The sequence below is a fragment of the Colwellia marinimaniae genome, assembly GCF_002207865.1.
GTDB classification, from domain to species: Bacteria; Pseudomonadota; Gammaproteobacteria; order Enterobacterales; family Alteromonadaceae; genus Colwellia; species Colwellia marinimaniae.
Genome location: NZ_BDQM01000494.1, coordinates 1 through 239 on the forward strand (window position 1 = coordinate 1; position 239 = coordinate 239).

Below are 239 nucleotides of genomic sequence, written 5' to 3' on the forward strand. Positions count from 1 at the left end.
GCCGTTGTATCTATGGCCTGCATCACGAAACCGGCAATGTGCTCACCTTCTCCCTTGTGTGACAACCATACACCACGCTTACCTAAGGTGATTAGCACAGTCTCGATACCAAATTGGCTGTACAGCTTGCGGGCCGCAATATCCGCATCCGATAACTCCCTGATAGCCACGCCAGTTAACTGCTCGGCTTCAGTCTCATTGGGGGTGATGATATCGACATGACACAATAAGCTTTCTGG

At 50.6% G+C, this 239-nt stretch carries 1 protein-coding gene; it reads right to left on the reverse strand.

The window, feature by feature from the left end:
• Positions 1–239: PfkB family carbohydrate kinase (locus MTCD1_RS20210; protein ID WP_200818720.1), on the reverse strand; the 239-nt coding region annotated here is incomplete at both ends.